This is a genomic window from Streptomyces sp. TAA204 (genome assembly GCF_000424965.1).
Genome location: NZ_AUKW01000002.1, coordinates 103128 through 125255 on the forward strand (window position 1 = coordinate 103128; position 22128 = coordinate 125255).

Here is a 22128-nt window from a genome sequence, read left to right on the forward strand (position 1 = left end):
AGTGGGTTACTTGCGGTAAGCGTCGCTGCTGTGCTGTGGCCAGGAAGGTTCGCCGGGTGGCTCGCGGCGTCCGTGCCGGGCGCCGCGAGCCGGTGGACCCTCCCGGCCACAGCACCCGCGCACCCGCATCGCAGCAGCCCGAGGAGTGAACCGTGAGCCGCAACAGCCCCCGTACGCGTTCCGCTTCCAGCACCGCAGACCCGGAGCCCCGCACCCGCACCCGCGCCCGCGCCCGCGCCCGGCAACGGCCCCGCGGGATGCGTGTGCTGGCCGTCGCGGTGGCCGCCGCGGCCTGTGCGGGCACACACGCCGTGCCAGCCTCCGCCGACGACGGTTCCCCGGAGTCCGTCGTCTCCCGGGGAGTGACCATCCCCGCCTTCTACGATCCGCCCGCCGAACTGCCCTCCGCCGACGGCGAGATGATCCGCACCGAACCCCTGCCTCTCGGACTGGCCCTTCCCGGCCTCGACGGCCGTCCGATGCCGGGCACCGCGACCCGGCTGATGTACAAGTCCACCGACTCGGGCGGGAAGCCCGTAGCGGTGACCGGCGCCTACATCGAGCCGTCCGCGGCATGGAAGGGCGACGGACCCCGGCCTCTGGTCGCGGTCGCGTCGGGCACCATGGGGCAGGGCGACCAGTGCGCGCCCTCGATGGCACTGCAGCACCCGCTGACCCTGAACGGCCAGACCGTCTCGGTCGCCTACGAGGACCTCGCGATCTACCGTCTTCTCTCCTCCGGCGCGGCCGTGGTCGTCACCGACTACGTCGGCCTCGGCGCGACCGACCGGCTCCACACCTACGTCAACCGCCTCGACCAGGGCCGGGCTCTGCTGGACGCGGTCCGCGCCGCGCGCGCCGTGCCCGGAGCGTCGGTGACCCCCGGCTCGCGCGTCGGCCTGTACGGCTACAGCCAGGGCGGCGGCGCGAGCGCGGCCGCCGCCGAACTGCAGCCCTCCTACGCACCGGAGGTCGAGTTGGCCGGCACCTACTCCGGTGCGCCGCCCGCCGACCTGACCGCGGTCATGGAGGGAATCGACGGGAGCGCCCTGGCGGGTGCGCTGGGCTGGTCGGTCAACGGATTCGCCCAGGCCGATCCGTATCTGCGCGAGGTCGTGGAGGCCAATGTCAACTCCACCGGCAGGGCCGCGCTGAAGGACATGTCGACCATGTGCGTCGGCGACGCGATCTTCGGCTACGGGTTCACCCGGAGCACCGGGTGGACCACCAGCGGCAGGTCCATCGGTGACATCATCGCCGCCGACCCCCGGGCACAGGCAGCTCTCGACGAGCAGCGCATCGGAAAGCTCAAGCCCGCCGGCCCGGTGCGCCTCGCGACCGGCGTCCAGGACGACATCGTGCCCCACGACCAGGCCCGCCGGCTGGCAGAGGACTGGTGCCGCAAGGGCGGCGACGTCACCTACAAGGCCATCGACCTGCCCAACCTCGGCGACAAGCTGCTCACCAACCACCTCGTCCCCCTCATCACCGACCAGGGCGAGGCGGTGTCCTGGATGACCGCCCGGCTCTCGGGCAAGGCGGCCGTCTCCAACTGCCCGGCGCAGTCTCCGGCGGACTGACCCGGTCTCCCGTCCCCGGAGCCCCACGGTGCCCGGGGACGGGGCGATGTGCCCGTCCAGGTCCCCGGCGGGCACAGGGAGACCCGGTTCGAGGGACTACCTTCCGCTCGAACCCGCGCTCGGTCCCCAGCGCGTCGCCTCCGTCCTGGCCGGCGCGTGCGCACCGGCCGGCGGCGGCCATCGGCGACCGGCGAGGGGCCGCCTCAGCCGAGGTGGTCCCCGAGGAACTCCAGCGCCGCCGGGAGGCCCGTGGTCCAGTAGGACCAGTCGTGCGTCCCTTCGCGGGACATGAACCGGTGGGGGACGTTCTTGCGGGTCAGCGCGAGGTGCAGTTCCGCGTTGCCCGCGAAGAGGTCGTCGTAGGCGCCGCAGTCCAGGAACCAGCCCGTACGGGAGAGGGCGACGGCGCTCGTACGGTCGATGGCCTCGCGGAGATTCCACTGGCGGCTCAGGTCGTTCAGCCGCGCCCGCCCGGCCAGGTCCTCCCCCCACGCGCGTCCGTATCGGTTGTTGTAGTGCTCCATGTCCAGCTCGGCGATCTGTTCGTCCGTGCGGTGCGCGCCGCTCAGTGCGAACGCCGCCGCGAACATGTCCTGTTCGCGCAGTGCGTAGGACAGCGCCCCGAAGCCGCCCATCGACAGTCCGCCGATGGCGCGCCTGCCCGCGCTGCCGCCCACGTGGTACGCCGACTCGATGCAGGGGACGAACTCGTCGACGAACATGTCGGCGTAACGGTGGGAACCGTCGGCGTCGTTCATGTTGAACGTCGACTGCTGCGCGGGCTGGGGACGTGACGCGTCGCGGCGGGCGTCCGGCATCGCCACCACCACCGGAGGAATACGGCGCCGCGCTATCGCCTCGTCCAGAACCCGCTGGGCGTCGCCCTTGCGCAGCCATGAGGTGTTGTCGTCGTCCCCGCCGCCGTGCAGCAGGAAGAGCACCGGGAAGCGCCGCACGGTCCGGGACCGGGAGGAGCCGTAACCCGGGGGCAGGTAGAGGGAGTAGCGCACGTCCGTGCCGAGTGTCCGGCTGGGCATCCGCAGGTTCTCCCGGACGCTTCCCCTGCCGCCCGCCGTGCGGGCGACTGCCGCTGCGGCAACCGCGAGCGCCGCTGCCGCAGCGGTGACCTGGCTGCCGCGTTTCATGCCGACCTCACCACACCTCTCGTCACACCGGTGACCGTCCGGTCCTCCGTCCGGCCCTCCGTGCTGTCACGCCCTCGTCCTTACGGCGCCGATCCTATGGGGCACCGGTCCTGCCCGGTACGGCCGCGCAGCACGCCGTTCGCAGCGTGCGGGGCTCAGCGCTCCAGCTCCGCGGCGTAGAGGGACAAGAAGCGCCGCATGGCCCGGTCGACGTCCTCCCGCGCCCCGGTGGCCAACAGGTCGAGCAGCAGGCCGCGTACGACCGCCAGACCCAGACGGGCGTCCGTCCGTGCGCTGTCGGGATCCGCGCCCTGCGTCCGCAGCCACTCGGTGAGCGGCGCGAGCCAGGCGTCGACGACCCCGTCGAGGAGGGCCGTGGTGCCCGGACGGCCTTGCAGGGCCTGTCCGTACAGCTCGAAGAACAGCCTCTCCCGGGGCCACATCCCGGGGTCGGCCAGCGTCTCCCAGAACCGCCGGGCGGTCTGTGCGGGGGAGTCGCCGGGCCCGACGGTGAGGTCGAGCTCGGCGAAGTCGGCGCGCCGGCGTTCCTCCACCGCACGCACCACCTCGACGAGCAGACCCTCCTTCGAGCCGAAGTGGTAGATGAGCATGCGGTGGCTGGTGCCCAGCGACGAGGCGAGCTGCCGCAGGCTCATCCCACCCAGGCCGTCCGCCGCGATGCGCTCCACGGCGGCCTCCAGCAGCCGCTGCTTCGCCGGCGTACTTCTCGGCCCGTCCGTATCGTGCGAGGATTCTCTGTGTACCACTTGGTACAAGTATCACGGCGCGGGCGCCCCGCACCACGCGCCTCACACAGAAGAGGGAGAGCCGTGCGACGCCGACGCCGGTACATCGATGTGCGCATCCGGACCGCGGCCGGACCGGCAGTGCTCTACGGACTGCTGAGGAACGGCGCGAGCTGGCCGAACTGGTCGCCCATCGGCTCCTTCACGCTCGAGAGACCCGGGGAAGGCGAGAGGGAAGGGCCCAGCGCGGTACGCGTCTTCCGTACAGGGCGGATCACCAGCCGCGAGGAGGTCGTGGCGCTGGAGCCCGGCCTGCACTTCGGCTACACCCTGCTCTCCGGGCTCCCCGTGCGCGACTACCGCGCGGACGTACACCTGGACACCGCGGCAGCGGGCACCACGATCCGCTGGCAGTCGTCCTTCACCGCCCGGGTCCCGGGGACGGGAATCCTCCTGCGCGGCGTTCTCGCCCGCTTCATCCGCCGGTGCGCCGAAGGGCTGGCAGCCCACGCAGAGAAGGAGACGGAGGAACGGGGCGGGCAGGCCGGTTGAGGGACACGGCGGCGGCTCCCCGTGCTCAGCCCCGCAGCCCGGCGGTGGGTGTGTCGCCCCCCTCCGCCTCCCGGGCACGCTCGGAGAGCATCTCGGCGAGCTCCCGCACGAGGCCGTCGTCGAAGGCGCCCTCGGCCTCGCCCCGCAGCTCCACCCAGGCCAGGGTCGTCCCCACGCGCATCTGGACGACGGCGCCCAGTTCGTTCCTGAAGCCGGCGACGCCCAGCCGGGCGTCGCTCCTGTCACCGGCCTTCAGGTCCAGTTTCGAGGACTTCGCACCGGCGGCGCGCTCGTGCTGCTTCCACAGCACGTCGTAGGCGGCCGCCGCGGCCTTCCCGTTCCTGTACGCGACGAGCGAGAAGCCGACGGTGGCTGTGCCGTCCTCCCTGGTGAAGCTCGAGACGTTGTGGAAGCGTGAGCCCTCACATCCCTCACCCTCCACACACGCCTGTTCCTCACGTGCGCTGTTCATGGGCACGGCCGAGGGCATCACGGACATCTTCCAGCCGGGCATGGCTTCCCTGCCGGGCAGAACCGCCCCGACATCCTTCCGGGGCAGCGCCGCGGCCCTGTCCTCACTGCCGGCCCCGGATCCGCCTGCGCACCCCGCCAGCAGCAGTACCGCCGTCCCGGCCGCCCAGGCCGCCGGGAACCGGACGAATCCAGATGTCGTCACGCCATCACCCCTCCGGCGCCGATCATATGAGGACACCGGCAACTTCCGGATACATCTACGGACACGGGTTCGATCACTGCACGCGGCACCGCTCCCGCGCGTCCGCCTCACCGCCGCGGGCCACGGGCCGCCCCCGTCCTACCGCCACCCGCCCGGTGTCCGGCTCCTTTTGCGAGGAGCCGGACACCGGGAGATGCTCGGCACAGACCGGCACAGCCGGTGCCCCGGGTGAGGCGGCACGCGTGCCGCTCGAGGAGGAAGCCCCATGGGGACGCCTGAGGAGCCGACGCAGGACATCACCGAGAAGGCCGTGTGGCGGGAGCGCGGCGCGCCGCTGGTCGCCGGGGCGGACGGCGGCCCGCTCAAGGGCCTGCGCCTCGCCGTCAAGGACGTCTTCGGCGTCGCCGGGCACCGCATCGGAGCGGGCATTCCCGCATGGCTGAGCGAGGCGGAGCCGGAGACCTCCTCCGCGTGGGCAGTCGCCGCCCTGCTGGACGCGGGCGCCGAGGTGACCGGCATCGCCCAGACCGATGAGCTCACCTACAGCCTGAACGGTACGAACGTCCACTACGGGACCCCTCCCAACCCGGCCGCACCGGGCCGCATCCCCGGCGGCTCCTCCAGCGGCCCGGCCTCCGCCGTCGCGCTCGGCCAGGCGGACGTGGGCCTGGGCACGGACACCGCCGGGTCGATCCGTGTCCCGGCGTCCTACTGCGGGCTGTACGGCATGCGGCCCACCCATGGAGCGGTCTCCGCCGAGGGCGTCCTGCCGCTGGCACCGGCCTTCGACACCGTCGGATGGCTGGCCCGGGACGCGGTGACGCTGGCGCGGGTGGGCCGTGTGCTCCTGCCGGAGCGGGGTGAGGACGAAGGGCACCGCACCTTCCGGACCGCCCTGGTGTCGACGGACATCGTCGCGCTCGCCGACCCGGAGGTACGCGACGCGTTCGGCACAGCCGCCGCCGGACTGGCCGAACGGGTGGGTCTGGAGATCGTTGAGGTCCCGACCGTCGGCGGTGACCCCCGGGCGCGGGCCGATGCCTTCTCCACCGCGCAGGGAGCGCAGGTGTGGGAGTGCGACGGCCCGTGGGTGAGCCGGCACCCCGGAGCGCTCGGCCCCGGGATCGGCGAGCGGTTCGGCCGGGCCTCCAAGATCACGGCCCAGGAACGCGAGGCCGCCGACGCGGTGGTGGAGGAGACCGTACGCGCGGCTCACGAGGCCCTTCCCCGGGGCACGGTGCTGCTGCTGCCCGCGACGAGCGGCCCCGCACCACTTCCCCACTCGGACGGGGCGGGCCCGCCACCCACCCGGAACGCCACCATCCCGCTGAACTGCCTGGCGAGCATGGCGGGCCTCCCCGCCCTCGTCCTCCCCGCGATGGCGGTGGGCGGCCGGCCTCTCGGCCTGTGCGTGGTGGCGGCCCCCGGAAGCGACGAGGAACTGCTCGAACTCGGCGTCCTGTGCGGCGGATGAGCCCGCGGAGACCTCCCGCGTCCTGACGCGTCGCCGGCACACCGCTCAACACGGGTCAGAAAAGCACGCGTTGACCCCGGTCGTATTGCGCGATGAACAGTACTTCGCGAATACGCCGTGCACACGCCCGGATTTCACCCCTGAGCGCTCGCCCGGGAGGGTCAATCAGCGCCCTTTTGATTGCCATCGCCACCACGCTGATGGACTACTTCAGATGTGAGCGTACGAATTCTCAGCAGATGAAGGAGAAGCACCCGGGGGGAAGTTCAGCCCGCCGGGAGCCGGAGCCCTTCATCGCTGACCCCGGGTCAGCGGGCCGACGGTCCACACCGCCGGCCCCGCGGCCCCGGGGCCGAAGTGGATGCGAGAGGCACCTCGCCTCCACCGGGACGTACGCGAGATCCGAACGCCCCACACACTGCCCGGCAATGTACCGCATTCCGGGCTGGGAGGAATCCGCCATGCCCATCAGCCCGAATCAGGGTTCCACCGGAGGCGGCACCGCCGTCACCATCACCGGCACCAATCTCACGGGAACGACCGCGGTCCGCTTCGGCAACAAGCCGGCCACCGCAGTCACAGTCGTTTCGGCCACCGAGGTCACCGCCACCTCACCCTCCGGCAGCGGAGCGGTGGGCGTCACGGTGACGACACCGGGCGGGACGAGCAATCCGATCCCGTTCTTCTACGTCGGAGCGCCGTTCAAGCAGACGCTGAGCCCCACCTCCGGCGGAACCGCCGGCGGTGACACCGTCACCATCAACGGCACCGGTCTCTCCACCGCCACCAACGTCGCTTTCGGCGCCGCCAACGCCGTACCGACGGTGGTGTCGGACAGCCAGCTCACCGTCGCGACTCCGGCGGGCGCCGCGGGCCCCGTCGGCGTCACCGTCACCACGGCAGGAGGCACCAACAACGGTCTGTCGTTCACCTACGTCGCCGACCCGACGGTGGGCGTGCTCAGCCCCGCCTCGGGACCCACCTCGGGCGGCACCGCGGTGACCATCCCGGGCACCGGGCTCACCTCCACCACCGAGGTCACCTTCGACGCGACCCCGGCGCCCTTCACCGTCATCTCGGACACCTCCGTCTCAGCGGTCACCCCGCCGGGGGCCGCGGGTGCGGTGGACGTGGTCGTCACCAACGCCGCGGGCAGCGCGACCGCGACGGACGGGTTCACCTACCTCGCCGGGCCGGGCATCTGACCCGCCCGGGGCGCCCGGCCGCCCGGAGCGTGTGACCAGGAGCGGTGCGCGGCAGGACCGCAGCGCACCGCTCCGCCTCCTCGAACGCCCCGCGCCTCACCAGCCGCCGGCAACGGGACCGCTGAGCCGGAATCAGGCTCCCGGAGCCCCTGCGTACGGCGCCATTGCGCCCCTGCCCCCGGGCATGTCCGGGTATCCGGCACGGCCCCCGACTCCGGTTCCCGGCCGGGGCCTTCGCGACAACATGTGGAGACGAAGTGGACAATCGCGATTTCACGGCGGGACCGGCCCGGGTGGCCGCGCTTGCGGCCGCGCCCGCTCTCACCTCGGTCGTGCCCAACACCGGCCCGGCGGCCGGGAACAACAACGTCACGCTGAACGGCACCGGCTTCTCGGGGATCACCGCTGTCCAGTTCGGCAGCCGTCCCTCCCCGGGCTTCACCGTCAACTCCCCTACGCAGATCACCGCTTCGGTCCCCGCGGGAACGGGAACCGTGGGCGTCACCGTCAGGACGCCCGTGACGATCAGCAACTCCGTCAGCTACACCTACGCGGCACCACCGGCGCCGCCGGCGCTCTCGGCGATCTCCCCCGCACAGGGCCCCACCTCCGGCGGCACCACCGTCACCCTCACCGGCACCGGCCTCACCGGAGCCACAGCCGTCAACTTCGGCAGCACCCCCGCAAGCTTCACCGTCAACTCCTCCACCCAGATCACCGCCCTCACCCCCGGAGGGGCGGGTTCCACCCCCGTCACCGTCGTCACACCGGGCGGGGTCTCCGGCCCGGTCCACTTCGTCTACGTGGGGCCGCCGGCGCTCTCGGCGATCTCCCCCGCACAGGGCCCCACCTCCGGCGGCACCACCGTCACCCTCACCGGCACCGGCCTCACCGGAGCCACAGCCGTCAACTTCGGCAGCACCCCCGCAAGCTTCACCATCGACTCCTCCACCCAGATCACCGCCCTCACCCCCGCGGGGACAGCCGGCTCCGTCGCGGTCACCGTCACCGGGCCGGGCGGCACCAGCAACCCTCTGACCTGGTCCTACGTCGCGGCACCGGTGCTCACCTCGCTCACCCCGTCCCAGGGGCCGGTCAGTTCCGGAGCCTCGGTCACCCTCACCGGAAGCGGACTGACCACCGCCTCCGCCGTGCGCTTCGGTTCCGCACTCGCCGCGTTCTCCGTCGCGTCGGACTCCGTGGTCGCGGCAGTCGCTCCGGCCGGGGCGGCAGGCACGGTGCCGGTCACCGTCACCACCTCCGGCGGGACCAGCAACTCGCTGCCCTACACCCGCGTACCACCGCCGATGGTTTAGCCACCGCCCTCTCCCCCAGCCCGGCCATTTCATCATCCCGGCAATCAACTTCGGCGTGCCGTTGATCCGTTGTCCGGGATGCGACGGGACTCCGCGCACGCCGGCCGATGCCGGCCTCTCCTCGGCCTCCCGTTCGAGTGAGGTCCGTAGACCATGTGGATCGATCACACCGGCTCCTCCCCGGATCACCAACGATGCGACGTAGAAAGTGCTCCGGAACCACCCGGCCAGAACAGCCGCCCAAGGCGGCCGACAAGGAGGAACCGTGGAGCGTTGGCGAGTATGGAGAGCATGGTGGACGGCGGCCCTCGCGGCGATGGCCGCGGTCGTCGCGCTCGCGTCACCGGCTGCGGCACAGGACCAGTCGACGACCACGGTCCAGGCGACGCCCTCGAGCGTGGCCGTGGGAGAGCCCGTGGAACTGGTGGCCAACGTGACGTGCGCCAACGACCCTTCCGGTGGCCTGGGGATGACCTTCTTCGCCGGAGGTGACCTCCTGGACACCGTGCCGGTCGACGCGAACGGAGTGGCGACGTACACGGCCACCTTCGACACCCCCGGTTCGTACACCATCACCGCGGCGTACAACGGCAACCCCGAGTGCTTCGCCTCGAACAACACGACCACCGTCGAGGTGAGCGAGACGCCGACGCCGCCGACACCTCCGACGCCGTCTCCGGAAACCTGCGCGTGCGGCAGGTCGATCACCGTCAGCGGCGGCGACATGGTGACCACGAACAACTGATCACCGGCAGGGTGACCGGACGCTCCGGTCACCGCGCACGAACGACTGTGGGCGCCACCTCAGGTGGCGCCCACAGTCGTGTCCCGGGCTGTCCCGGCTCTCCCTGATGTCTCTATGTGACGACCCAGAGAGCCGAGGCCAGAACGAACGCCGAGAGGCCCAGAGTCGTCTCCATCACGGTCCAGGTCTTCAGGGTCGTCTTCTCGTCCATCCCGAAGAAGCGGCTGACCAGCCAGAAGCCGGAGTCGTTGACATGGGAGAGGACGGTGGCGCCCGCGGCGACCGCGACGACCAGAAGCGCGATCTGGAAGTCGCCCAGGTTCGCGTCGGCGACCGCGCCGCCGATCAGCCCGGCCGTGGTGGTCAGAGCCACCGTCGCGGAGCCCTGAGCGACGCGCAGCAGCGTGGCGATGATGAACGCCTGAAGGATCAGCGGCAGTCCCAGGTCGGCGAGGGATCCGCTCAGGGCGTCCCCGATACCGCTGAGTTCGAGTACGCCGCCGAACATGCCGCCCGCGCCGGTGATGAGGATGATGGAACAGACGGGCCCCAGGGCGCTGTCCAGCAACTTGGTGACCTGGGCGAGGGACTTGTGGGGACGGCCGAGCACGACGATCGCGACGAGGACCGTGATCATCAGGGCCACCGGCGTGTTGCCCAGAAGCCGCAGGAAGGCCGCCCAGCCCGCGTCCTCGGCGACGGCCCCGGCCGTGATGAGGGTGTCCAGGACCGTACCGAGCGAGATCAGCACCAGCGGCAGGAGCAGCATCGCCAGGACGGTGCCGAAGGACGGGGAGCGCCGGACGGCGGGGCCCTCTTCCTTCTCCTCCGCTCCCCCGTGCCCGTCGTTGACCTCACCGAACAGTGCTTCGGGCACGGAGACTTCGATCCTCGCCGCGAGGTAGCGGGAGATCGGCATGACACCGACGTACCAGGCCACCACGGCGAGCGGAATGCCCACCAGCATCGTGACGGCGATGCTGCCGTCCAGGGCTTCGGCCGCCGCGACCGGTCCCGGGTGCGGCGGGACGATCGCGTGCATCGAGGCGAACGCACCCGCTGCCGGCAGGGCGTAGAGGAGAAGTGAGCCGCCGAAGCGGCGGGCCACCGTGAGGATGATCGGCAGGAAGATGACCAGACCGGCGTCGAAGAAGATCGGGAAGCCGAACAGCAGGGAGGCCACACCGAGAGCGAGCGGTGCCCGCTTCTCCCCGAACCGGTTGATCAGAGTGTCGGCCAGAGTCTGCGCGCCTCCGGTGACTTCCAGCAGCCGCCCCAGCATGACGCCGAAGGCGACCAGCAGTGCGACTGATCCGATCGTGTCCGCGAAGCCGAACATCAGGACGTCGGGTATGTCCCCGAGCGGGAACCCGACGGCCATCGCCGTCACCACGCTCACCAGAACCAACGCCACGAAGGCGTGCAGCTTCACCTTCATGATCAGGAACAGGAGCAGGGCGACAGCGCCCGCTGCTATGAGCAGCAGCGTGGCGGTGCCGTAAACCGGCTCAATTGCTTCCATGGGGGCGCTCCATCGTTATCTCCAGGCCTTCGGCTTCCTGGTGCGGCTCGTGACTCTCACGGAGGGCTGCCCGCCGTCCGGGCGGGGTCTTCCGGTTCTGCTGTGACGGGCACTGTGGTGCATGGCCCGCCGTCTTTGAAGGGGTCGCGCGGACGGACGTCCCCAGGCCCGGCGGTGTGCGGGGCGGGCGCGCTGCCCGGCTCCCTGCCGGGAGCCCGGCGTCCGGGAGGCCCCGGGTACCGGCGCGGTGGCCGACGAGGGCGGCGAGCGTGGCTCGGAGGAGCCCGGCGCTGCGGCCGTGAACGTCCCCTGGTCTGCCCGAACCGGCTGTCACCGGGACGGCCGCGGGGTGGGAAGGGGACATCGTGCTCTCGCTGTCTTCGTCGGCCTCGTTGCCGAGAGCACACTCAAGCCCATACGTACGACTTATTCAATAGGTCGGCGTCCCTTGGTCATACTTAAGCGACCCACGGGGGCGACGCACTCCGCCGCCCTCGACACAGGGCAGCGGAACGGACACGGAGGGCCACCACAGAGGCCGCCGCCGAGCCACGCAGGACCGGCGGACGGAGACAGAGCGGACCGCCCTCGCGGACCTGCCCACCCCGGTCCACGACGTCAGCACGTCCGCCCGCCGGACGTGTCGGGCGGCAGGCAGAAACTCTTTCCGCGATCTCAAAAATCTGTCGTGGCGAGAGTAGACATGCCCCATGCGCCGGAGTAGCGTTCTTCTCGTCACCAAGGAAGCCGAATTGGCGCGACAGAGGACGAACTGGCGCGCGCGCAGGACGGTACGGCAGCGTGACGACAGGGCCGGGAAGGACGTCGAAGGTCCTGTCACCGACTGCCGGACCGGGCGGCCCCAGGGGCCGCCTCCGTAACACCGCAGAGAAGGAACAACCGCCGCATCAAAGATCACAGGAGAGGAGTCAGACGCCATCGGGATCGCCCGGGTCGCACCAGTGGTCGCCCGGGTACCGCAGACCCCGGATTGGAAGGTGGTCCCCGGTCCAGCAACCGCGATCCCCGCATTCCGGCCCGTCAGGCCGCTTGCGGTAACCAAGGAGCCGGCGCCCGGCGTCGGCAGATGGTGTTGAAACCCCTCGGGGCCCCGGTGCCGTTCGGCACCGGGGCCCCTCGACGCGTCCCGGAAGTTCCGCCGGACCCGAAAACAGCAGAAGACAGCCGAGGACAGAGGTGAAAGTGCCCGCAGAGAGCCAGTCGGAAGCCCTCGACCGTCTCGATGACGACGACTATCCCGCCTACACCATGGGCCGCGCCGCGGAGATGATCGGCGCGACCCCCGCTTTCCTCCGCGCCGTCGGCGACGCCCGGCTGATAGTCCCCCTCCGCTCCGACGGCGGCCATCGCCGCTACTCCCGCTACCAGTTGCGCGTCGCTGCCCGCGCCCGTGAACTCGTCGACGAGGGAATGCCCGTCGAGGCCGCCTGCCGCATCGTCATCCTCGAGGACCAGCTCGAGGAGGCACGGCGCATCAACGAGGAGCTGCGCCGGCCGGGAAGCGGCCCGGCCGGCGATTCCTGAGGCACGCACCGGCCGGCCGTGACACGTCCCGTTCCCGTCCCGTACCTGCCGGACGGTGTGCAGCGGGGGCGCTGCGCGTGGATGATGCGCGGCAGGCCCCCCGGAGTCGAACCGGCACTCGAGACAGGGGGCGGTGTCCGAAACGGACGGCGACGAGATATCTTGACATCGAGACGATGTAGACGTGGAAGCGGAGTACCGGTGACTGACTCGACCATCATCTATACGCAGACCGACGAGGCCCCGGCCCTGGCCACGTTCTCGTTCCTGCCCGTCATCCGGGCCTACGGCTCGACGGCCGGCGTCCGTGTCGAAAGCCGCGACATCTCCCTGGCGGGGCGGATCATCGCCGGGTTCCCCGAACGTCTCGAGGAGGGGCAGCGCACCGAGGACACGCTCGCGGCCCTCGGTGAGCTCGCGAAGACGCCCGAGGCGAACATCATCAAGCTGCCGAACATCTCTGCGTCGATCCCCCAGCTCAAGGCGGCCGTCGCCGAGCTGCAGGAGCAGGGCTACGCGCTGCCGGACTACCCGGACGACCCGAAGACCGACGAGGAGCGGGACGTCCGAGCGCGCTACGACAAGGTCAAGGGCAGCGCCGTCAACCCGGTCCTGCGCGAGGGCAATTCCGACCGCCGCGCGCCCGCCTCGGTCAAGAACTACGCGCGGGCCTACCCGCACCGCATGGGCGCCTGGACGCCGGAGTCGAAGACCAACGTCGCGCACATGGACGGCGACGACTTCCGCTCCACGGAGAAGTCCGCGGTCGTCCCCGAGGACGGCACGCTGCGCATCGAACTGGCCGGCGACGACGGCAGCACGACGGTTCTGCGCGAGTCGGTGCCGGTGCTGGCGGGCGAGGTCGTGGACGCCTCCGTGATGCGCGTCGCGGCGCTGCGCGAGTTCCTCAAGGCGCAGGTCGCGCGCGCCAAGGCCGAAGGGGTGCTCTTCTCGGTGCACCTGAAGGCCACGATGATGAAGGTCTCCGACCCGATCATCTTCGGTCATGTCGTGCGTGCGTTCTTCCCCGGGACCTTCGCCAAGCACGGCGAGACGCTCGCGGCGGCCGGACTGAGCCCGAACGACGGTCTCGGCGGCATCTACAAGGGGCTGGAGTCCCTGCCCGAGGGCGCGACGATCAAGGCGTCCTTCGAGGCCGAGCTCGCCGAGGGCCCCGACCTGGCCATGGTCGACTCCCACCGGGGCATCAGCAACCTGCACGTGCCGAGCGACGTCATCGTCGACGCCTCCATGCCCGCCATGATCCGCACCTCGGGTCACATGTGGAACGCCGACGACCAGGAGGCCGACACCCTCGCCGTCATCCCCGACAGCAGCTACGCGGGCATCTACCAGGCGGTCATCGAGGACTGCCGCGCGAACGGCGCGTACGACCCCGCAACGATGGGGTCGGTGCCCAACGTCGGTCTCATGGCGCAGAAGGCCGAGGAGTACGGCAGCCACGACAAGACCTTCGAGGTGCCGGCCACCGGCACCGTGCGGGTGGTCGACAGCGCCGGCGCCGTGGTGCTCGAACAGGACGTGAGCACCGGTGACATCTTCCGGATGTGCCAGACGAAGGACGCACCTGTCCGGGACTGGGTCAAGCTCGCCGTGACCCGCGCCCGCGCGACGGGCGACCCGGCCGTGTTCTGGCTCGACGCGGAGCGCGCGCACGACGCGAACCTGATCGCGAAGGTCGAGCGGTACCTCCCCGAGCACGACACCGAGGGGCTGCGGATCGAGGTCATGTCCCCGGTCGAGGCGATGGCGTTCTCCCTCGGGCGTATCCGCCGCGGCGAGAACACCATCTCCGTCACGGGCAACGTCCTGCGTGACTACCTCACCGACCTCTTCCCGATCCTGGAGCTGGGCACCAGCGCGAAGATGCTCTCCGTCGTACCGCTCATGAACGGCGGCGGCCTCTTCGAGACGGGAGCCGGCGGTTCCGCGCCCAAGCACGTCCAGCAGCTGGTCAAGGAGAACTACCTGCGCTGGGACAGCCTGGGTGAGTTCCTCGCACTCGCGGTGAGCTTCGAGCACCTCGCCCAGACGACGGACAACGCCCGTGCCCAGATCCTCGCCGACACCCTGGACCGTGCGACGGCGACCTTCCTGGAGGAGAACAAGTCGCCGACCCGTAAGCTCGGCGGGATCGACAACCGCGGCAGCCACTTCTACCTGGCGCTGTACTGGGCGCAGGAGCTGGCCCGGCAGACCGAGGACGCCCCGCTGGCCGAGGCGTTCGCGTCACTCGCCTCGACGCTGACGGAGCAGGAGCAGACCATCGTCGGGGAACTGGCCGGTGTCCAGGGCTCGCCTGCCGACATCGGCGGCTACTACCAGCCCGACGATGCCAAGGCCGAGGCCGTCATGCGTCCGTCGAAGACCTTCAACGAGGCTCTCGCCACGCTCGGTTGAGACATGCGCAGGGGGTGTCCGCGAGGCACGCCCGACGCGCGAGGGCCGTGCTCCACATGATGTGGGGCACGGCCCTCGCGCGTTGCGGGCCACGTCGTCCGCCGGTGCTTCCCTTGTCCTCAACTCGCCGCGTGTGCAGCGGAGTCCGGATCAGCCGAGCAGTCCGTCGAGGTGCGGGAGACTGTGATCGAGCCGTTCCCGCTTGGTCCACAGATAATTATAGTTCTCCTTGTTGGGCGGGATCAGCAGCGGGATGCGCTCATCGATTTTGATTCCGTTCGCCTCCAGGGCCGCCCGCTTTCTCGGGTTGTTCGACAGGAGGCGTACGGATTCCACGCCCAGATCGTTCAGGATATCGACGGCCACACTGTATTCGCGGGCGTCGACGGGGAGTCCGAGTGCCAGATTGGCCTCGACGGTGTCGAGACCTTCGGCCTGTTGCAGCTTGAGCGCCTTCAACTTCGCCAGCAGCCCGATACCGCGGCCTTCATGACCCTGTATGTAGATCAGGACGCCCGCACCCTCGGCGACCATCATCTGCAGAGCCGTGCCCAGTTGGTCTCCGCACTCGCAGTGCGTGGACCCGAAGACCTCCCCCGTCAGACACTCCGAATGAACCCGGGTCAGTGCCCCGTGAGCGGCTATTTCTCCGTGCACGAGGGCTATTTGCTCATGTCCGCAGCTGCGGTCCATGTACCCGACGGCAAGAAAATCTCCGTACACCGTGGGCAGCCGAACCTCGACCACCCGATCGACAGCAGATCGCTGCGGCGCAGCGTTCGCAGAGATATCAGGGTCTGCCATGCGCTGAGCATACCTCCCGGACAACCATCATCGGACTCTTGCGGAGAGAACACCTGGGCCGCGACCGCGTACACCGCTTTCGAATGCGCGCTCGCGTCCTGCGTGTGCTGTTTTCCCAGGTGACCCCGCTCACGGACCTCCGCGATCGGCAATTCACCGCTCAGCGGACGGTATACACGATCAATCCAGTCGCTCCGGAATCTTGTCAACAATCATCAAAACGCGGCCGGTTGGATACCGCGAATCCGGAGCGGGGTCAAGGCGTCTCATCTCCCGTGCACGCCGGCCACTTCGGAAGCGTGTGCTCTCAGCGGCGGACGCGTCTGCCGGAGCCAGAGCACATCGCGCCCGAACGACCACACGAGCGCGCCCAGGGCGAAGGCCACGAGAGAGACGGAGACGGGGTGGGGGAAGAGTTCCGAGGCCGCGGCGACGAGCAGGACGCCCTGGATGGCCGCGACGGTCTTGCGTGCCATGCTCGGCGGCAACGGCTCCCGCAGCCAGGGCAGGACCTGCGCCGCCGCCACGAACACGTACCGCATGGCGCCGATGGCCAGCACCCACGCTCCGGCGGTGAAGGCGACGAATATGCTCAGTACGAGCAGCAGGAACGCGTCGACCTCCATGTCGAAGCGCGCGCCCAGCGAGGACTCCGTCCCCGTGCGTCTGGCCACGATGCCGTCGACCGCGTCGAGAACGAGCGCGGCCGTGGCCAGCACCACGACGAGCGTGACGGGCGCCTGCCCGCCCGCGTCCGCCACCAGCGCGGCCGTCCCTCCGGTGAGGACGGCCCGGCTCAGGGTGACTTGGTCGGCCGGCCCCAGGGACGGCTTCCGCGAGCGGACCAGTACGGCCCCGACGGCGAGCCCGCACAGTGCCCCCGTCAGCCAGCCCGCGGGCCCCAGCCCGCTGATCGCCCACAGCACTCCCAGGAGGAGGAACTGAGCGGCCACTCCCAGGGCCGTCTGGCGCTCCAACTGGCCTGTGACCCGCCCGTATTCGGTGATCATCGCACCTCCAGGTGCAGGTGTGGCGGAGTCGGACGGGGCTGATTATGGTACGTGTGGCCTCTGAGATGTGGAGGAATTGCGATTGCCACTTGGAGGCACTGATGGAGCGCACTGCGAGCGCGTACTGGCTCCGCTCACCGGGGCACGGCGAGATCCGCTCCGTCGGCCTGCCCTCCCCCGGCCCCGGTGAACTGCTCGTCCGCACGCTGTTCTCAGGGATCAGCCGGGGTACGGAGGCACTGGTCTTCCACGGTCTGGTGCCCGCAAGCCAGCACGGTCTGATGCGGGCGCCCTTCCAGGAGGGCGAATTCCCTGGGCCCGTGAAATACGGCTATCTCAACGTGGGCGTCGTCGAGGAGGGCGATCCGAAGCTCGTCGGCCGAACCGTCTTCTGCCTCTACCCGCACCAGACCCGCTACGTCGTGCCGGCCGACGCCGTGACGCCCCTCCCCGAGGCGGTGCCCGCCGAACGGGCCGTGCTGGCGGGGACGATGGAGACCGCCGTCAACGCGGTGTGGGACGCGGCACCGATGCTCGGCGACCGGATCGCCGTCGTCGGTGCCGGGATGGTCGGCTCCTGCGTCGCCGCCGTACTCGCCCGCTTCCCCGCCGCCCGCGTCCAGTTGATCGACTCCGACCCCTCCCGGGCCCGTACGGCCGCGGCTCTCGGCGTCGGCTTCGCCCTGCCCGGCGAGGCAACCGGGGGCTGTGACCTGGTCGTTCACGCCAGCGCCACGCAGGAGGGACTGCTCACCTCGCTGGAGCTGCTTGCCCCGGACGGCGAGGTCGTCGAACTGAGCTGGTACGGCGAGCAGAAGATCAGCGTCCCGCTCGGGGAGTCCTTCCACTCCCGCAGGCTGGCGCTCCGCAGCAGCCAGGTGGGTTCGCTGCCGCCGGCCCGGCGGGCGAGCCGGACGTTCGCCGACCGGATGGCTCTCGCGCTCGACCTGCTCGCCGACCCGGCACTCGGAACACTGATCACCGGCACGTCCGAATTCGGCGAACTGCCCCGGGTCATGCCCCGTATCGCCGACGGGGAGCTCCCCGCGCTGTGCCACCTCATCACCTACGGCGACGATCCGCTCGGCGCCGGAGCAACAGGAACCACCCGTACCGGAGAGTGAGCAGATGTTCAGCATCACCGTTCGTGACCACATGATGATCGCCCACAGCTTCCGCGGTGATGTCTTCGGACCCGCACAGCGCCTGCACGGCGCGACGTTCGTGGTGGACGCGACCTTCCGCCGGCGCGAACTCGACGCCGACGGCATCGTCGTGGACATCGGCGCCGCGACGAACGAGCTGGGCGAGGTCCTCGCCGCGCTCAACTACCGCAATCTGGACGACGAACCGCAGTTCGCCGGAGTCAACACCTCCACGGAGACGCTCGCCAGGCACGTGGCAGACCGCCTCGCCGACCGGGTCCACGAGGGGGCACTCGGCGAAGGAGCACGCGGCCTGGAAGGGCTGATGGTGACGCTGCACGAGTCGCACGTCGCATGGGCGAGCTACGAGCGCGCACTGTGAACGCGGCGGACAGCGCTCCGGCCGCCGCCACGGAGCCGGAGCCGCTGTTCGTCCTGATGCCCGGCGACGTCGGCGACCCGGGTGCCCCCAGCGGGGGCAACGCCTACGACCTGCGCATGTGCCGCGAGCTGGCCGCGTCGGGACGGCCGGTGCACGAGGTGGCCCTGCCCGGCGGCTGGCCCCGCCCGTCCGCCGCCGACCGGGCCGGGCTGGAGCAGGCGCTGACCGGACTGCCCGACGGCGCCCTCGTCCTCGTCGACGGGCTCGTCGCCTGCGGAGTGCCCGAGATCGTCGTACCGCAGACGGGACGGCTGCGACTCGCCGTGCTGGTGCATCTGCCGCTGGCGGACGAGACCGGGCTGGACGCGACGGTCGCGGCGGAGCTCGAGGCGCGTGAGCGGGAGACGCTGCGCGCCGCGGACGCGGTGATCGTCACCAGCGGCTGGGCGGGCCGGGACGCGGCGGAACGGCACGCCCTGGACGAGGCGAAGGTCCACACCGTCTGCCCCGGTACGGACCCGGCGCCGCTCGCCCGCGGCAGCAGGGGCGGGGCTGGGGACGGGGGCGGGCACGGGGGCGCGGAAGCGGGCGCACCGCGGCTGCTGTGCGTCGCCGCGGTCACCCCGCGCAAGGGGCAGGACCTGCTGGCCGAGGCCCTCTCGCAGGTCAAGGACGCGCCCTGGACCTGCGAGTTCGTGGGAGCACTGGACCGCGACCCGGACTTCACCGCGCATCTGCGCCGCGTGCTCGACCGGAACGGCCTGAGCGACCGCGTCCGGCTGAGGGGGCCGCTGACGGGAGAGCCGCTGGCCGCCGCCTACGACGCCGCGGATCTGTTCGTGCTGGCCTCGCACGCCGAGACGTACGGCATGGTGCTCACCGAGGCGCTGGCACGCGGTGTTCCCGTGGTGGCCACGGCCGTCGGGGCTGTCCCCGACACCGTGGGACGCACGCCGGACGGAGATGTTCCGGGCATCCTGGTGCGTCCGGGTGACTCCGGCGAACTCGCCGCCGCTATACGCAGCTGGCTCACCGAGTCCTCGATTCATCGTCTTGTGACAACAACCGCGCGCACCCGGCGCTCCGGGCTGCAAGGTTGGCCGGAAGCCGCACGTCGGCTGGACGAGGTGCTGGCCCGTCTTCGCAGATGAACCACGCGGGCCGGACGAACCAGGCGAACCACGGAGGACCATGTGAACACCGTCGGCGCATCCCGTTACGCCCCCGAGTGGCTGGCGTTGCGTGAGCGCGCCGACGCCCCGGCCCGCGCGGGCGAACTGCTCGGCCCGCTGCGGGCGTTCCTCGCGGACTCCCCGCCCCCCGGCGGGTCGACGACGGTCCGCGACCTGGGCTGCGGCACCGGTTCGATGGGGCGCTGGCTGGCCGGGCGGCTCGGCGGGGCGCAGCGCTGGATCATGAACGACAGCGACCCCGCGCTGCTGGACGGTATCGCCGCGCGCATGCCGCGGCAGACCGGCGACGGCAGCCGGCTCGACGTGGTGCCCGAGCAGTGCGACATCACCGGCCTCCAGGCCGCCGACCTCGCCGGCACGTCGCTGGTGACGGCCTCCGCTCTGCTCGACCTGCTGACCGCCGAGGAGATCGAAGGCATGGCCGCCGCCTGTACCGGGGCGGGATGCGCGGTGCTGCTGGCGCTCTCGGTCGAGGGACGGGTGGAGTTCGACCCGCCCGAGCCCCTGGACGCGAAGTTCGAGGCGGCCTTCAACGCTCATCAGCGCCGCTCCACCGGCGGACGCAGGCTGCTGGGGCCGGACGCCGTCGAAGCCGCCACCGCCGCCTTCGAACGCCATGGCGCCACCGTGGTCACCCGTCCCAGCCCCTGGCAACTCGGCTCCGGCGAGCGGGAACTGACCGCGCAGTGGCTGCGCGGCTGGGTCGCGGCGGCGTGCGCCCAGCAGCCGGAGCTCGAAGCGGCGAGCGAGGACTATCTGCGCCGCAGACTCGACGCCTGTGATGCCGGAGCGCTCAGAGCCGTGGTGCACCACCGCGACCTGCTCGCGCTACCCGGCAGGGCAGGGGCTGCGCCCGCATGACGCGCACCATATGGCGCCGTCTGCGCGTACCGGTCGCGCTGGGCATCCTCGTCGCCGTGGTGCACCGGCTGGGAACCTCGGCGCTGCTGGGTGCCCTCGGCCGCATCGACACCGAGGCCGTCCTGGTCACCTTCGCCCTCAGCGTCCCGGCCACGGTCTTCAGCGCCTGGCGCTGGCGTCTGGTGGCCGGACGGCTGGGCATCCCGCTGCGGCTGCGCACGGCGGTCGCCGACTACTACCAGGCCCTGTTCCTCAACGCGACGCTGCCCTCGGGCGTCCTGGGCGACGTGCACCGCGCGGTGCGCAACGGCCGGGACACCGGAGACCTCGGGCGGGGCGTGCGCGCGGTGATCCTGGAACGCACCGCAGGCCAGGTCGTCCTCGTGACCGTCGCGGTCGTGTCGCTGGTCGCGGGCTCCCGCTATCTGCCGGTCCTGGACGCCTTCCACGTGCCCCTGACGGCGCTCGCCCTGACCGGCTGCCTCGCCGCCGTCGCCGCATGGGCCGGTCTCGGTACGGGCAGGCACGCACGGAAGCTGCGGCGGTCCCTGGAGACCTTCGCCGGTGATGCGCGCTGCGCGCTGCTGGCACGTGAGAGCTGGCCCGGTGTCCTCGGCCTGTCCGTCCTGGCGCTCGGCGGGCACCTCGGGCTCTTCCTCGCCGCCGCGCGCGTGGCGGGAACCCCGGCGCCGTTCACGATGCTGATCCCGCCGCTGCTGCTGGCGCTGCTGGTGATGGCGCTGCCCGTGAACGTCGGCGGCTGGGGCCCGCGCGAGGGCGTGTGCGCGCTGGCGTTCGGGGCCGCGGGGCTGGGAGCGGCGCAGGGCCTGGCCACCGCCGTGGTCTACGGGGCGCTGGCGCTGCTCTCCAGCCTGCCGGGGGCGGGGGTGCTGGCCGTACGTCTGCTCGCGGCGCGCCGTTCAGCTCCGGCGCAGGTCGAGTTCGAAGAGCACGTCCGGGCCGAGCGGGAAGACTCGGGTCGGGGGGCGCAGGGCCTCCCCCATCCGTACGGGCCCGGGGAAGCGCAGCCCTGGCACGCCGTCGCCCACGAGGACCGGCGCGACCGTGACGTAGAGCCGGTGCAGCACGTCCGCGCGCAGGAATCCGGACACGGTCGCGCCCCCGCCTTCCACCATCACCCGGCGCAGGCCGCGCCCCGAGAGAGCCTCCAGCACTAGCCGCGGGTCGAACCCCTTCTCGTCGCGGGGCACTTCGAGGACCTCGACCTGGCTGCCGGAGTTGTCCGGGCCGCAGGCGGCGGCGCCGGAGCCGACGACCCGGAGGGTGGGTGCCCGTCCGTCGGTGAAGACCTGCGAGCGGGGCGAGTGCTCCCAGGTCCGCCCGCGCGGATCGAGCACTACGCGCACCGGGTTGGCGCCGGTGCAGGCCCGCACCGTCAGCCGTGGGTCGTCGGCGATCGTGGTGCCCGCTCCGACGAGGACGGCGTCCGCCAGTGCGCGCATCCGGTGCAGATGGAGCCGGTCCTCCTCGCCGGTGACGTAGTTGGCGTGGCCGGTCCGGGTCGCGATGAAGCCGTCGAGGCTCTGTCCGAGCTGTGCGAAGGCGCAGTGGGCACCGGCGAGGCAGAGCGGTGTGTAGAGGGAGGCGAGGCGTGCGGCCTCGTCGGTGGCCTGCTGCCGCCACCGCCACGTGCCGTCCTGCGCCCTGCTCAGCCCGGCCCTGTCCGCCTCCTGCGCGGTGCGCACGTGCAGCAGCCGCTGCCATGCCCCCTCGGCACACAGCGTGCCGTCCGTGCTCTCCCCGGCGCGGCCGGCGGAGGGTATCCCCGTGGGCTCCGCGGACATC

Annotated in this window: 19 protein-coding genes and 1 pseudogene; 13 read left to right on the forward strand and 7 right to left on the reverse strand. The window is 71.3% G+C overall.

Annotated elements, in window-relative coordinates; genetic code table 11:
- Nucleotides 1-152: 152 nt before the first annotated feature.
- Nucleotides 153-1580: a lipase family protein gene (locus H343_RS0103250; protein ID WP_028429957.1), complete on the forward strand. Its 1428-nt coding sequence runs from the start codon at nt 153-155 to the stop codon at nt 1578-1580.
- A 203-nt stretch (nt 1581-1783) separates the two neighbouring features.
- Here H343_RS0103250 and H343_RS28660 read toward each other — a convergent pair whose 3' ends face one another.
- Together H343_RS28660 and H343_RS0103260 are read right to left on the reverse strand one after the other, a co-directional pair.
- Nucleotides 1784-2725, reverse strand: a complete 942-nt coding sequence (locus H343_RS28660) for an alpha/beta hydrolase-fold protein (protein ID WP_051264539.1) — start codon at nt 2723-2725, stop codon at nt 1784-1786.
- 155 nt (nt 2726-2880) lie between these two features.
- Complete coding sequence (locus H343_RS0103260) at nt 2881-3492, reverse strand: TetR/AcrR family transcriptional regulator (protein WP_051264540.1); 612 nt, start codon at nt 3490-3492, stop codon at nt 2881-2883.
- A gap of 63 nt (nt 3493-3555) precedes the next feature.
- Between H343_RS0103260 and H343_RS0103265 the strand changes: the two genes are divergently transcribed.
- Nucleotides 3556-4023, forward strand: coding sequence for an SRPBCC family protein (locus H343_RS0103265; protein ID WP_051264541.1), 468 nt, complete (start codon nt 3556-3558; stop codon nt 4021-4023).
- A gap of 25 nt (nt 4024-4048) precedes the next feature.
- Here the strand turns inward: H343_RS0103265 and H343_RS28665 are convergent, their stop codons facing one another.
- Nucleotides 4049-4699, reverse strand: coding sequence for a hypothetical protein (locus H343_RS28665; protein WP_051264542.1), 651 nt, complete (start codon nt 4697-4699; stop codon nt 4049-4051).
- A 265-nt stretch (nt 4700-4964) separates the two neighbouring features.
- On the opposite strand from H343_RS28665, the gene H343_RS0103275 reads away from it, so the two are divergent.
- From H343_RS0103275 to H343_RS33475, 4 genes are all read left to right on the forward strand, one after another.
- Nucleotides 4965-6173 carry an amidase gene (locus H343_RS0103275; RefSeq protein WP_051264543.1) on the forward strand — a complete coding sequence of 403 codons (1209 nt, stop codon included), beginning with the start codon at nt 4965-4967 and terminating at the stop codon, nt 6171-6173.
- Between the two features lie 461 nt (nt 6174-6634).
- Nucleotides 6635-7378, forward strand: a complete 744-nt coding sequence (locus H343_RS0103280) for an IPT/TIG domain-containing protein (RefSeq protein ID WP_028429961.1) — start codon at nt 6635-6637, stop codon at nt 7376-7378.
- A 257-nt stretch (nt 7379-7635) separates the two neighbouring features.
- On the forward strand, nt 7636-8694 hold the full coding sequence (locus H343_RS0103285; protein WP_051264544.1) for an IPT/TIG domain-containing protein: 1059 nt from the start codon (nt 7636-7638) through the stop codon (nt 8692-8694).
- A 265-nt stretch (nt 8695-8959) separates the two neighbouring features.
- Complete coding sequence (locus tag H343_RS33475) at nt 8960-9439, forward strand: Ig-like domain-containing protein (RefSeq protein ID WP_486586767.1); 480 nt, start codon at nt 8960-8962, stop codon at nt 9437-9439.
- Nucleotides 9440-9551: 112 nt separating this feature from the next.
- On the opposite strand, the gene H343_RS0103295 is transcribed toward H343_RS33475, so the two are convergent.
- Nucleotides 9552-10961 carry a GntP family permease gene (locus H343_RS0103295; RefSeq protein WP_028429963.1) on the reverse strand — a complete coding sequence of 470 codons (1410 nt, stop codon included), beginning with the start codon at nt 10959-10961 and terminating at the stop codon, nt 9552-9554.
- A 1203-nt stretch (nt 10962-12164) separates the two neighbouring features.
- On the opposite strand from H343_RS0103295, the gene H343_RS0103300 reads away from it, so the two are divergent.
- Both H343_RS0103300 and H343_RS0103305 read left to right on the forward strand, forming a co-directional pair.
- Nucleotides 12165-12506, forward strand: coding sequence for a MerR family transcriptional regulator (locus H343_RS0103300; protein WP_028429964.1), 342 nt, complete (start codon nt 12165-12167; stop codon nt 12504-12506).
- A gap of 201 nt (nt 12507-12707) precedes the next feature.
- Nucleotides 12708-14927 carry an NADP-dependent isocitrate dehydrogenase gene (locus H343_RS0103305; RefSeq protein WP_028429965.1) on the forward strand — a complete coding sequence of 740 codons (2220 nt, stop codon included), beginning with the start codon at nt 12708-12710 and terminating at the stop codon, nt 14925-14927.
- A 150-nt stretch (nt 14928-15077) separates the two neighbouring features.
- Here the strand turns inward: H343_RS0103305 and ribA are convergent, their stop codons facing one another.
- Both ribA and H343_RS0103315 read right to left on the reverse strand, forming a co-directional pair.
- Complete coding sequence (gene ribA / locus H343_RS0103310; protein ID WP_051264546.1) at nt 15078-15731, reverse strand: GTP cyclohydrolase II; 654 nt, start codon at nt 15729-15731, stop codon at nt 15078-15080.
- 266 nt (nt 15732-15997) lie between these two features.
- Entirely contained in the window at nt 15998-16741 is a 744-nt protein-coding gene (locus H343_RS0103315) for a CDP-alcohol phosphatidyltransferase family protein (protein WP_028429967.1), read from the reverse strand.
- 101 nt (nt 16742-16842) lie between these two features.
- Here H343_RS0103315 and H343_RS0103320 point away from each other — a divergent pair, with 101 nt between their 5' ends.
- The 5 genes and pseudogenes from H343_RS0103320 to H343_RS28675 form a co-directional block, all read left to right on the forward strand.
- Nucleotides 16843-17865 carry a zinc-dependent alcohol dehydrogenase gene (locus tag H343_RS0103320; protein WP_028429968.1) on the forward strand — a complete coding sequence of 341 codons (1023 nt, stop codon included), beginning with the start codon at nt 16843-16845 and terminating at the stop codon, nt 17863-17865.
- Between the two features lie 4 nt (nt 17866-17869).
- Nucleotides 17870-18268, forward strand: coding sequence for a 6-carboxytetrahydropterin synthase (locus tag H343_RS0103325; RefSeq protein ID WP_028429969.1), 399 nt, complete (start codon nt 17870-17872; stop codon nt 18266-18268).
- Nucleotides 18241-19419, forward strand: a complete 1179-nt coding sequence (locus H343_RS0103330; RefSeq protein ID WP_051264547.1) for a glycosyltransferase family 4 protein — start codon at nt 18241-18243, stop codon at nt 19417-19419. The genes H343_RS0103325 and H343_RS0103330 overlap by 28 nt, the downstream gene beginning before the upstream one ends.
- A gap of 42 nt (nt 19420-19461) precedes the next feature.
- Complete coding sequence (locus tag H343_RS0103335) at nt 19462-20322, forward strand: class I SAM-dependent methyltransferase (RefSeq protein ID WP_028429971.1); 861 nt, start codon at nt 19462-19464, stop codon at nt 20320-20322.
- Nucleotides 20319-21137, forward strand: a pseudogene (locus H343_RS28675) (lysylphosphatidylglycerol synthase transmembrane domain-containing protein); the annotation flags it as partial. The gene H343_RS0103335 and the pseudogene H343_RS28675, both read left to right, overlap by 4 nt.
- Nucleotides 21138-21242: 105 nt before the next feature.
- On the opposite strand, the gene H343_RS33840 reads toward H343_RS28675, so the two are convergent.
- Nucleotides 21243-22127 carry a RibD family protein gene (locus tag H343_RS33840; RefSeq protein WP_078504977.1) on the reverse strand — a complete coding sequence of 295 codons (885 nt, stop codon included), beginning with the start codon at nt 22125-22127 and terminating at the stop codon, nt 21243-21245.
- Nucleotide 22128: the final 1 nt, after the last annotated feature.

Bases quoted from the DNA above. Each gene is read 5' to 3' on its own strand.
- ribA (WP_051264546.1), bottom strand. From the start codon at position 15,731: ATGGCAGACCCTGATATCTCTGCGAACGCTGCGCCGCAGCGATCTGCT.
- H343_RS0103275 (WP_051264543.1), top strand. From the start codon at position 4,965: ATGGGGACGCCTGAGGAGCCGACGCAGGACATCACCGAGAAGGCCGTG.
- H343_RS0103315 (WP_028429967.1), bottom strand. From the start codon at position 16,741: ATGATCACCGAATACGGGCGGGTCACAGGCCAGTTGGAGCGCCAGACG.
- H343_RS28660 (WP_051264539.1), bottom strand. From the start codon at position 2,725: ATGAAACGCGGCAGCCAGGTCACCGCTGCGGCAGCGGCGCTCGCGGTT.
- H343_RS0103295 (WP_028429963.1), bottom strand. From the start codon at position 10,961: ATGGAAGCAATTGAGCCGGTTTACGGCACCGCCACGCTGCTGCTCATA.
- H343_RS0103325 (WP_028429969.1), top strand. From the start codon at position 17,870: ATGTTCAGCATCACCGTTCGTGACCACATGATGATCGCCCACAGCTTC.
- H343_RS33840 (WP_078504977.1), bottom strand. From the start codon at position 22,127: ATGTCCGCGGAGCCCACGGGGATACCCTCCGCCGGCCGCGCCGGGGAG.
- H343_RS0103280 (WP_028429961.1), top strand. From the start codon at position 6,635: ATGCCCATCAGCCCGAATCAGGGTTCCACCGGAGGCGGCACCGCCGTC.
- H343_RS0103330 (WP_051264547.1), top strand. From the start codon at position 18,241: ATGGGCGAGCTACGAGCGCGCACTGTGAACGCGGCGGACAGCGCTCCG.
- H343_RS0103320 (WP_028429968.1), top strand. From the start codon at position 16,843: ATGGAGCGCACTGCGAGCGCGTACTGGCTCCGCTCACCGGGGCACGGC.